At 72.5% G+C, this 11,278-nt stretch carries 7 protein-coding genes and 1 riboswitch; of the genes, 5 read left to right on the forward strand and 2 right to left on the reverse strand.

The annotated features are described in order from the left end of the window. Entirely contained in the window at positions 1-1,317 is a 1,317-nt protein-coding gene (locus tag ACFV7Q_RS20745; RefSeq protein WP_385430347.1) for a CobW family GTP-binding protein, read from the forward strand. Between the two features lie 21 nt (positions 1,318-1,338). Here the strand turns inward: ACFV7Q_RS20745 and ACFV7Q_RS20750 are convergent, their stop codons facing one another. Both ACFV7Q_RS20750 and ACFV7Q_RS20755 read right to left on the reverse strand, forming a co-directional pair. After that, positions 1,339-3,513 (reverse strand): restriction endonuclease, encoded by a 2,175-nt coding sequence (locus ACFV7Q_RS20750; protein WP_385430349.1) that lies wholly within the window; start codon positions 3,511-3,513, stop codon positions 1,339-1,341. 99 nt (positions 3,514-3,612) lie between these two features. Continuing rightward, positions 3,613-6,069: a DNA topoisomerase (ATP-hydrolyzing) subunit A gene (locus ACFV7Q_RS20755; protein ID WP_385430351.1), complete on the reverse strand. Its 2,457-nt coding sequence runs from the start codon at positions 6,067-6,069 to the stop codon at positions 3,613-3,615. 232 nt (positions 6,070-6,301) lie between these two features. On the opposite strand from ACFV7Q_RS20755, the gene ACFV7Q_RS20760 reads away from it, so the two are divergent. The 4 genes from ACFV7Q_RS20760 (at position 6,302) to ACFV7Q_RS20775 (ending at position 11,090) form a co-directional block, all read left to right on the forward strand. After that, on the forward strand, positions 6,302-7,666 hold the full coding sequence (locus ACFV7Q_RS20760) for a M16 family metallopeptidase (protein ID WP_385430353.1): 1,365 nt from the start codon (positions 6,302-6,304) through the stop codon (positions 7,664-7,666). A 20-nt stretch (positions 7,667-7,686) separates the two neighbouring features. Further along, entirely contained in the window at positions 7,687-9,054 is a 1,368-nt protein-coding gene (locus ACFV7Q_RS20765) for a M16 family metallopeptidase (RefSeq protein ID WP_385430359.1), read from the forward strand. Positions 9,055-9,263: 209 nt separating this feature from the next. Next, positions 9,264-9,419, forward strand: a riboswitch (cyclic di-AMP (ydaO/yuaA leader). Positions 9,420-9,432: 13 nt separating this feature from the next. Next, entirely contained in the window at positions 9,433-10,227 is a 795-nt protein-coding gene (locus ACFV7Q_RS20770; protein ID WP_385430355.1) for a M23 family metallopeptidase, read from the forward strand. Positions 10,228-10,424: 197 nt separating this feature from the next. After that, positions 10,425-11,090 (forward strand): GntR family transcriptional regulator, encoded by a 666-nt coding sequence (locus ACFV7Q_RS20775; RefSeq protein WP_385430357.1) that lies wholly within the window; start codon positions 10,425-10,427, stop codon positions 11,088-11,090. Positions 11,091-11,278: the final 188 nt, after the last annotated feature.

The raw sequence follows: 11,278 nt of genomic DNA on the forward strand, positions 1-11,278 counted from the left end.
GTGAACAGCAGCCAGCCCGACCGGTCCGTCACGCCCATCCCCGTCGTCGTCCTCGCCGGATTCCTGGGGTCCGGCAAGACGACCCTGCTCAACCACCTCCTGGCCAACCGCGGCGGCACCCGGATCGGCGTCGTCGTCAACGACTTCGGGTCCATCGAGATCGACGCGATGTCGGTCGCCGGCCAGGTCGGCGACTCGATGGTCTCCCTCGGCGGTGGCTGCCTGTGCTGCGCCGTCGACGGCAGTGAGCTCGACGCCTACCTGGAGAAGCTCTCCGCGCCCGTCCACCGCATCGATGTGATCGTCATCGAGGCGAGCGGGCTGGCCGAGCCCCAGGAGATGATCCGGATGCTGGTGGCCAGCGAGAATCCGGCGATCAGGTACGGAGGCCTGGTGGAGGTGGTGGACGCGGCCGAGTTCGACGGAACCCGGTCCCGCCACCCGGAGACCGACCGCCACCTGGCGGCCGCGGACCTGGTGGTGCTGAACAAGACCGACCGGGTCGACGAGGCCGAGCGCGCCCGGATCGAGGCGGAACTGGCTGCCCTGTGCCCCGGCGTCCCCGTCGTCACCGCAGACCACGGCCGCATCGACCCGGAGCTGCTCTTCGACCGCCGCCCGTGGACCGAGACGCGTGGCCAGCTGTCCTTCGAGGACCTCATCGCGGAGGCCCGGGACACACGACCCGGCGCCGGCACGGATCACGACGCCGGCACGGCCCACGCCGGCGGGTGCACGGGCCACTGCGGCCACGCCCACACGCTGTACCAGAGCACGGAGTTCGTGTCCGAGCAGGCCCTGAGCCCGCGGCGGTTCATCGACTTCCTCGACAGCCGCCCGGCCGGGCTCTACCGCATCAAGGGCTTCGTCCACTTCGGCGTGCCCGGCCACGAGGAGCGCTACGAGGTCCACGCGGTCGGCCGGTTCCTCCGCTTCGCCCCGGGCCCCTGGGGTCGGGACGAACCGCGGCTGACCCGGCTCGTCCTCATCGGGTCCGGCACCGACGGCCCCGCCCTGCTGCGGGGGCTGGAGTCCTGCCGCGAGCCGTCGCCGCAGGACGCGGGCCCGGAGGCCATGTGGGGCGTCCTGCGGTACGTCGCCCGGCCGCCGCGGACCGAGGCCGAGGTCGAGGACGGGGACGAGCACGAGGACGACCACGAGGACGACCACACCCGGGCAGGGACGGCCGAGGGCGGGACCGACGACCCCGTCGAGGATGCGGACGGCACCGGCACCGGCACCGGCACCTGCACCGGCTCCGGCTCCGGCGAGGAGCACGATCCCAGGTTCGGGACCTGGCGACCCGCGGAGGTCTGAGCGTCGGCGACCGACCCCGGTTCAGGCGACGTCGACGCCGTGCTCGCCCAGCAGGGCCGCCAGGCCGCCGCGGTAGCCCTTGCCGCCCGCCACGAAGTCCCAGTCGCCGTTGGCGCGGCGCCGGAAAGAGCCGAGGACCAGGGCGGTTTCGCCCGGGCGGCCGTCGGAGACCTCCAGTCGGCCGAGCTCCGTGCCGTCGGCGGCGAGCAGCCGGATCCGGGCGTCGGTGAAGCCGGCCAGGTCGGCGTGCGGATCGGCCTCCGGGTCGACGGCGGCGACGAGGACCAGCCGGTCCGCGGGCTGCGGCAGCGCCTCGAAGGAGACCTCCAGGGCGGCTTTGTCGGGTGCCGCGTGCGCGCGGGCCCGCACCGAACCGTCGGGGGTCCGCGGATTGTTGAAGAAGACGAAGTGGTCCTCGCTGAGCACCCGGCCGCCGTGGCAGACCAGCGCGCACACGTCCAGCGCGACCGAGCCGGTCCAGGACATGCCCAGCACGTTGTGGTCGCCGTCCGGGCCCGAGGGAGGGGCGGCGGGCGCAGGCACGGGCGGGCCTGCCGACGCGTCTGCGGGTCCGGTTGCGGGTGCGGCTGTGGACCGGGCGGCCCGCTGCGCGGGGACGCCGCCGTCCGCGCCGCCTGCCGGGCCGAGGCGTCCCCGCAGCCCGTACTGGTGCAGCAGGGCCACCAGCTCCGTACCGGGAACCAGTTCCAGCGGCTTGCCGTTGGCAAAGGTGTACGACCCGGGCCCGAAGGACGCGGTGGTGACCAGAACCCCCTTGTTCGCCCCCTTGTCCTGGACCGTGCCGTACAGATCACGCACGGCCGTCGGCGGCACCGTGTTCCGGTAGCGCTTGACCTGCACCACGATCCGCCCGCCCCGGATCGGCGCCGGGTCCAGCGCCTCCACGTCGACCCCGCCGTCGTTGGACCGCTGCGTGGTCACGGCCTCCATGCCCATCGCCCGGAAGAGTTCGGCCACCAGTTCCTCGAAGGCGATCGGGTCCATGGTGAACAGGTCCGGCTCGTCCTCCCCGCCGGTGCCCGCACCCGCGGCTCCACCGTGGGTGACCACCGCTCCGACCTCGGCCGGCCGGCGCCCCGGCCGTACGGCCGTCAGCTGGTCGGGGCGCGCCGAGAGCTGCCCCCGCAGGCCCTCCACCAGGCAGTCGACCGCACTGACCTGCTCCAGGCGCAGACCCGAGAAGTCGCCGCGCGCCGCCGACACCGCCGCCAGCACGATCCGCGCCTCCCGGCCGGTCACCGGATCGTGATCGTCCACGAAGCCGTTGACCACCACCGACTCCAGCACGCCGAACTCGTCCGCCGCGTACACCTCGCGCAGCACCAGCAGCACGCACTGCGCCAGCACGTCCCGGTACAGGGCCCGGCGCTGCGTGGCGGGCCGCGCCGTCTCCTTGTCCTGGTCGGTGCCCGGCAGGTACCGGACCGACTTGGCCTCCGGCACCACGGCGAACCGCGGCAGTTCCCAGTCCAGCACCAGCTGCCGGACCGCGGGGTCGTACGCGGCGGCCACCTGTCGGGGCAGTTCCTCGGGCCAGGCGGTGGAGGCGTACAGGGCGGCCGAGAAGTACTCCACCGCCGCCTCGGCGTCCCCGGCCCGCAGCGCCCCGGCCACTTCGGCGAGCCCGCTGTTGTGCTGCCGGACCGCGGCCAGCTGCTCGGCGGCCCACCGGTCGTACTGCTGCCGGTGCGCTTCCAGCTGCTGCCGGCGGCGGGTCTCCGCGGCGTGGGCGGCCTGCCAGGCCTCCGTGTACCGGGCGTGGGCCTCGCGTTCGGCCTGGGCCCGCCGGTGGGAGCCGATCGTCCAGCCGCTCTGCTGCTGGAACTGCTGGAGCTGCGGCATCGGCACGGGCTGGGCCAGCGCGCCCGGGTCGAAGGGGGCGAGCTGCTCGGAGCGCCGGAGCGTCGTCATCCGGAAGGCCGGTGTCCGGCAGCCCGCGGCCAACAGGCCCTGCAGGCGGGCGACCTCCGCCTCGATCAGCTCGGTGCGGCGCCGGGCCTCGGCCTCGCGGTACTGCCGGTAGGCGGCCTGCTGCTCCCGGCGACTACGGGCCTGGTCGCGCTCGTACGCACGCTGCCGCCGCTCCGCCTCACGCTGCTGCACCATCAGCGTGTGGTGCTGCCGGCGCTGGGCCTCGGCCCAATCCCCGATCAATCCGCCCGACCGACGACCCATCAGCTGTGTTCTCCCCCCACCGGCGCCACGGGGAAAACACTAGTCGGCATTCGGGTGGTACGTCCCCCCGGTCGTACCACCCGGACGCCGTCGTACGCGCTACAGCGCGGAGCCCGCCAGCACGGCGACCGACGCGGGCAGCGCGGCCCCCGAGCCGTCGCGGCGCGGGTCCACGGCCGGCAGATCGGCCGGAGTGCCGTTCGCCGCCGCGGCGCGGACCGGTCCGTTGCCGGCCCATGCCAGCGTCAGCAGCTCCTCGCCCTTCAGGAACCGCTGGCAGCGGACGCCGCCGGTGGCGCGTCCCTTGCGCGGGAACTGGTCGAACGGGGTCAGTTTCCCGGACCGGACCGATCCGTCCAGGGTGTCGTGCGATCCGGCCACCGTGAGCACCAGGGCGTCCCGCGCGGGGTCCACCGCCGAGAAGTGGATCACCTTGGCGCCGGCGGAGAGCTTGATGCCCGCCATGCCGCCGGCCGGGCGGCCCTGCGGGCGCACCTGGCCCGCCGGGTAGCGCAGCAGCTGGGCGTCGTCGGTGATGAAGACCAGGTCCTCCTCGCCCGTGCGCAGCTCGACCGCGCCGACGATGCGGTCGCCCTCCTTGAGGGTGATGACCTCCAGCTCGTCCTTGTTGGCCGGGTAGTCGGGCACGACCCGCTTGACCACGCCCTGCTCGGTGCCGAGCGCCAGGCCCTGCGAGGACTCGTCCAGGGTGGTCAGGCAGACCACCTTCTCGTCGGCCGCCAGGCCGGACAGGAACTCCGCCAGCGGGGCACCGCCGGCCAGGTTCGGGGCGGCGTGCGTGTCCGGCAGCTGCGGCAGGTCGATCACCGACAGCCGCAGCAGCCGCCCGTGGGAGGTGACCGCCCCGACGTCTCCGCGGGCCGTGGCCGCCACCTGCGAGACGATCAGGTCGTGCTTGGAACGGGCGGCGCCCTCCTCCACCACCACCGGGTCGCCGGTGGCCGTCCGCGCCAGGAGGCCCGTCGAGGACAGCAGGACGCGGCAGGGGTCGTCCGCGACCTCCAGCGGCACCGCCGCGATCGAGGTGCCCGCGGACTCCAGCAGGACCGTACGACGCTCGGTGCCGAACTTCTTCGCGACCGCGGCCAGTTCCGAGGAGACCAGCTTGCGCAGCTCGGCGTCGGAGTCCAGGATCCGGGTCAGCTCCTCGATCTCGGCGGTCAGGCGGTCGCGCTCCGACTCCAGCTCGATCCGGTCGAAGCGTGTCAGGCGGCGCAGCGGGGTGTCCAGGATGTACTGGGTCTGGACCTCGCTCAGCGAGAAGCGCTCCATGAGCCGCTCCTTCGCCTGGGCCGAGTTGTCGCTGTCCCGGATGAGCCGGATGACCTCGTCGATGTCGAGGAGGGCCACCAGGAGGCCCTCGACCAGGTGCAGCCGGTCGCGGCGCTTGCCGCGGCGGAACTCGCTGCGCCGACGCACGACGTCGAAGCGGTGGTCGAGGTAGACCTCCAGCAGCTCCTTCAGGCCCAGCGTCAGCGGCTGGCCGTCGACCAGGGCGACGTTGTTGATGCCGAAGGACTCCTCCATCGGCGTCAGCTTGTAGAGCTGCTCCAGGACGGCCTCCGGGTGGAAGCCGTTCTTGATCTCGATGACCAGGCGCAGGCCGTGGGCGCGGTCGGTGAGGTCCTTGACGTCGGCGATGCCCTGGAGCTTCTTCGAGCCGACCAGGTCCTTGATCTTCGCGACGACCTTCTCGGGGCCGACCGTGAAGGGCAGTTCGGTGACGACCAGGCCCTTGCGGCGCGCGGAGACGTCCTCCACCGCCACCGTCGCGCGGATCTTGAAGGTGCCGCGGCCCTTCTCGTAGGCGTCCTTGATCCCCGACAGGCCCACGATCTTGCCGCCGGTGGGGAGGTCCGGACCCGGCACGAAGCGCATCAGCGCCTCCAGGTCCGCGTGCGGGTAGCGGATCAGGTGGCGGGCGGCGGCGATGACCTCGCCCAGGTTGTGCGGGGGCATGTTGGTCGCCATGCCGACCGCGATCCCGGAGGCGCCGTTGACCAGCAGGTTGGGGTACGCGGCGGGGAGCGCGACCGGCTCCCGCTCCTGGCCGTCGTAGTTGGCGGTGAAGTCGACGGTGTCCTCGTCGATCGACTCCGTCATCAGCGACGTGGCGTCCGCCATGCGGCACTCGGTGTAGCGCATGGCGGCCGGCGGGTCGTCGTTGCCCAGCGAACCGAAGTTGCCGTGGCCGTCGACCAGCGGGAGCCGCATGGAGAAGGGCTGCGCCATGCGCACGAGCGCGTCGTAGATCGACGCGTCGCCGTGCGGGTGCAGCTTGCCCATGACCTCGCCGACGACGCGGGCGCACTTCACGTAGCCGCGGTCGGGGCGCAGGCCCATCTCGTTCATCTGGTAGACGATGCGCCGGTGGACCGGCTTCATGCCGTCCCGGGCGTCGGGCAGGGCACGGGAGTAGATCACCGAGTACGCGTACTCGAGGAAGGAGCCCTGCATTTCGTCGACGACGTCGATGTCGAGGATGTTCTCCTCGAAATCCTCCGGCGGCGGGGTCTTCGTGCTGCGGCGGGCCATCGCTGCGCGGCTCCTTAACCAAGAAAGATGTGTGCTGGTGGTCTGGCTGGGTCGGACGGGTCTCGTGACAGGGACTGACGTGGTTCTTCGCGACCATTGTGGCCCGAGGCACCGACAGGCCCGACTCCGACCCAGGCCTCGCGCCGGGAACTTCTCCGGTGCCCGACGCGCTTGCATACAGTGGCAGGTCTGACGGAAATCTCTGCATCGCGATCGAAGGGACCACATGCCCATGGGTCACACGGCCACAGAACAGGCCGGCTCCGGAGGCCTGACAGCAACGGAACACCGGCTGGCCAACGGCCTGCGCGTGGTGCTGTCCGAGGATCACTTGACCCCGGTCGCCGCGGTCTGCCTCTGGTACGACGTCGGCTCGCGCCACGAAGTCAAGGGACGTACCGGCCTGGCTCACCTCTTCGAGCACCTGATGTTCCAGGGCTCCGCGAGCGTACCCGGCAACGGCCACTTCGAGATGGTCCAGGGTGCGGGCGGCTCCCTGAACGGCACGACGAGCTTCGAGCGCACCAACTACTTCGAGACCATGCCGGCCCACCAGCTGGAGCTCGCGCTCTGGCTGGAGGCGGACCGGATGGGCTCGCTGCTGACCGCCCTGGACGACGAGTCCATGGAGAACCAGCGCGACGTCGTCAAGAACGAGCGCCGCCAGCGCTACGACAACGTCCCCTACGGCACCGCCTTCGAGCGGCTGACCGCGCTCGCCTACCCCGAGCCCCACCCGTACCACCACACCCCGATCGGCTCGATGGCCGACCTGGACGCGGCCTCGCTGGAGGACGCGCGCGCGTTCTTCCGCACCTACTACGCGCCCAACAACGCGGTGCTGTCGGTGGTCGGCGACATCGACCCGGCCCAGACCCTCGCCTGGGTCGAGAAGTACTTCGGCACCATCCCCTCCCACGACGGCAAGCTGCCGCCGCGCGACGGCACGCTGCCGGACACCATGGGCGCCGAGCTGCGCGAGGAGATCGTCGAGGACGTCCCCGCCCGCGCCATGATGGCCGCCTACCGGCTCCCGCACGACGGCACCCGCGAGTGCGACGCCGCGGACGTGGCCCTGACCATCCTGGGCGGCGGCGAGTCCTCCCGCCTGCACAACCGCCTGGTACGCCGCGACCAGACGGCCGTCGCGGCCGGCTTCGGCATGCTCCGCCTGGCCGGCGCGCCCTCCCTGGGCTGGCTGGACGTGAAGACCTCCAGCGGTGTCGAGGTGCCGGCCATCGAAGCGGCGGTGGACGAGGAGCTGGCGCGGTTCGCCGCCGAGGGCCCGACCGCCGAGGAGATGGAGCGGGCGCAGGCGCAGCTGGAGCGCGAGTGGCTGGACCGGCTGGGCACGGTGTCCGGCCGCGCCGACGAACTGTGCCGCTTCGCGGTGCTGTTCGGTGACCCGCAGCTGGCACTGACCGCCGTCCGGAGGCTCCTCGACATCACCGCCGAGGAGGTGCAGGCCGTCGCCGCGGCCCGGCTGCGCCCCGACAACCGCGCGGTGCTGGTGTACGAGCCCCTCGCGGCCGACGCCACCGAAGGCGGCGAAGGCGCCGACGCGACCGAGAACGAGAACGAGGGGGCGGAGCAGTGAGCGACACCGCAGCCGTCACGATGACCTTCCACCCGCGGCCCCAGGCCGGGCAGCCCCGGCCGTGGGCCTTCCCGGCCCCCGAGCGCGGCTCCCTGCCCAACGGCCTGACCGTGCTGCGCTGCCACCGGCCGGGTCAGCAGGTGGTGGCCGTCGAGGTCAATCTCGCCGCCCCGTTGGACGCCGAGCCCGAGGGCCTGGACGGCGTCGCGACGATCATGGCGCGCGCCCTGTCGGAGGGCACGGACAAGCACACCGCCGAGGAGTTCGCGGCCGAGCTGGAGCGCTGCGGCGCCACCCTCGACGCGCACGCCGACCACCCGGGCGTGCGCGTCTCGCTGGAGGTCCCCGCCTCCCGCCTGCCGAAGGCCCTGGGCCTGCTCGCCGAGGCCCTGCGGGCGCCCGCCTTCGCCGACAGCGAGGTGGACCGCCTGGTCCGCAACCGCCTCGACGAGATCCCGCACGAGCTGGCCAACCCGCAGCGCCGCGCGGCCAAGGAGCTCTACCGCCAGCTCTTCCCCGCCGCCCTGCGGATGTCCCGTCCGCGCCAGGGCACCGCGGAGACGGTGGCCCGGATCGACTCCGTGGCCGTGCGCGCCTTCTACGAGGCCCATGTGCGCCCCGCCACCGCCACCGCGGTGGTCGTCGGCGACCTGACCGGCATCGACCTGGACGCCGTACTGGCGGACACCCTGGGCGCCTGGACGGGCACCGCGGGCCGGCCGCTGCAGGTGCCGCCGGTGACCGCCGACGACACCGGCCGCGTGATCATCGTGGACCGGCCCGGAGCGGTGCAGACGCAGCTGCTCATCGGCCGGATCGGACCGGACCGGCACGACACGGTGTGGGCGGCACAGGTCCTCGGCACGTACTGCCTGGGCGGCACCCTCACCTCGCGCCTGGACAAGGTGCTGCGCGAGGAGAAGGGCTACACCTACGGCGTGCGCGCCTTCGGTCAGGTGCTGCGCTCCACGGCGGACGGCCGGGGCGCCTCGATGCTCGCCATCAGCGGCTCGGTGGACACCCCGAACACCGGCCCGGCCCTGGACGACCTGTGGAAGGTGCTGCGCACCCTCGCCGAGGGCGGCCTGACCGATGCGGAGCGGGACGTCGCCGTGCAGAACCTGGTGGGTGTGGCCCCGCTGAAGTTCGAGACGGCCGCGGCCGTCGCCGGAACGCTGGCGGACCAGGTGGAGCAGGAGCTTCCGGACGACTACCAGGCGCAGTTGTACGCGCAGCTGGCCTCGGCGGGCACGGTGGAGGCGACCACGGCGGTCGTGAAGGCCTTCCCGGTGGACCGCCTGGTCACGGTGCTGGTGGGTGACGCCGCGCAGATCGAGGAGCCGGTGCGGGCGCTCGGGATCGGCGAGGTCACCGTCGTCAGCAACTGACGTCGCTCCCGCCCGTGGCAACTGAAGGGTGATTCAAGGGGCTTCGGCGGCTTGTCCGCCGGAGCCCCTTATGTCTGTTTAGCCCGTAGATCGGCTTATGGGGTGTGGCGTGCGCAACAAAAGGCCGTGACCATTTGGTGATTGACTGATGATCCGCCTAGCGTCGGCCCTGCTGTCCGTCAGTTGGTACGCGCCGCACCCGCGGCACCGGGCAGCGATCGCCGAGTCCCCGTCAGGCGTGAGCCTGGGGAGCCGGGGACCCACATGTCCCTGGGGTGAATCGGGCCGCCTCGCCAGAGGGGCCCGTAGGAGACCTTCCTGCTCCGAACCCGTCAGCTAACCCGGTAGGCGAGAAGGAAGGAAAGGATCAGCCTCTCCATGGCCTTTGGCAGCCGCGCTACCGGCAAGCACCGTGGTTCCAGCCGTCTGAGCCGCAAGACCGCCGGTTACGCCGGCGTGGCCGCCCTCGCGACCACCGGCGTCGTGGGCACGCTCGCGGGCCCGGCGTTCGCCGCTTCGGACAAGGCTCCCTCCACCGAGGACACCGGGCTGAACGCGGTCGTCACCGCCGCGGACCTCGCCGGCGACGTCGAGGCCCAGGCCGAGGCCCAGCAGGCCGCCGCCGAAGCCACCGCCGCCAAGGAGAAGGCCGAGGCCGACGCGAAGGCCCGGGCCGCCGAGGCCAAGCAGAAGGCCGAGGAGAAGGCGAAGGCCGAGCGCGAGGCCGCCGAGCGCGCCGCCCGCGAGGAGGAGCGCAAGCGCCTCAACACCTTCGTCTCCCCGCTCGACGACTCCTACGTCTCCACCCAGTACCGCGCGGGCGGCGGCATGTGGTCCTCCGGCAGCCACACCGGCATCGACTTCCACGCCGCCTCCGGCACCTCGGTCCACGCAGTGGGCCTCGGCACCGTCGTCGAGGCCGGCTGGGGCGGTGCGTACGGCAACAACGTCGTCATCAAGCACGCCGACGGCACCTACACGCAGTACGGCCACCTCGCCTCGCTGAGCGTCTCCGTCGGCCAGCAGGTCACCCCCGGCCAGCAGATCGGCCTGTCGGGCTCCACCGGCAACTCCAGCGGCCCGCACCTGCACTTCGAAGCCCGCACCGGCGCCTCGTACGGCTCGGACATCGACCCGATCGCGTACCTGCGCTCGCACGGCGTCGACCTCTGATCCGGACGCGTCCGCACGCACACCGCTCCGCCCGAAGGCCCCGGCTCACCGAGCCGGGGCCTTCGGCGTCCTGGCCGCAAATACCCCCGATTTCCGTCCCCGCTCGGAAAATTCCGCGAGTTGCAATAGAGTCCCCGTACGATCCCAGTACGGTCACGGCATTTCGCCGGCAGTCGGAATCAAGCGGAGGTCCGGTCTTGCGTATTCCCGCGCACGCGGTATGCACTGCAATCCGCGACGACATCGTCTCCGGGGTGTTCGAGCCGGGCGGCAGGCTGACCGAGGAGGTGCTCGCCCGCCGCTACGGCGTCTCGCGCGTCCCGGTCCGCGAGGCGCTGCGGACCCTGCAGTCCGAGGGCTTCGTGACCACCCGCCGCCACGCGGGCGCCTGTGTGGCCGAGCCCACCGAGCAGGAGGCGGCCGACCTGCTGGAGATGCGGATGCTGCTGGAGCCGCTGGCGGCCTCGCGGGCCGCACGCCGGCGCACCGAGGGACACCTCAAAGTGCTGCGCGGGCTGGTCAGGCTGGGCCAGGAGCGGGCCAGACAGGGGCAGGGCGAGGATCTGCGGGCGCTGGGGAGCTGGTTCCACGAGACCCTGGCGCAGGCCTCCGCCAGCCCGGGGCTGATCACGCTGCTCACCCAGATGCGGCACAAGGTCGCCTGGATGTACACCGTGGCGGCCCCGGCCCGGCCGGTGGAGTGCTGGGCGGAGCACGGCGCGATCGTGGACGCGGTGGCGCGCGGGGACGCCGAGCGGGCGAAGGCGCTGACGGCGGTCCACGCCGACCGAACGGCCGGGGCCTACCGGCTGCGGGTGAGGACTTCGCAACCTGCCGTAAACATGGCGAGCGGTTCCCATTAACACGAGCGGCGTATGAATGGGGATACCGGTACTCCGGGCCCGGCTTTTTCCGTGCTGGATATTCCCCGCGTCGCCGGTGTAATTCTCCGCCCCGCCCTGAATTAATCCGGCGGGGCAGTGGCTGGACGCTCAAGGCGCGCAGGGTCGTCATCGCCGCGGGCACGTACGGCACGCAGACACTGCTGCAC

The sequence above is a fragment of the Streptomyces sp. NPDC059851 genome (assembly GCF_042732005.1).
Lineage (GTDB): Bacteria > Actinomycetota > Actinomycetes > Streptomycetales > Streptomycetaceae > Streptomyces.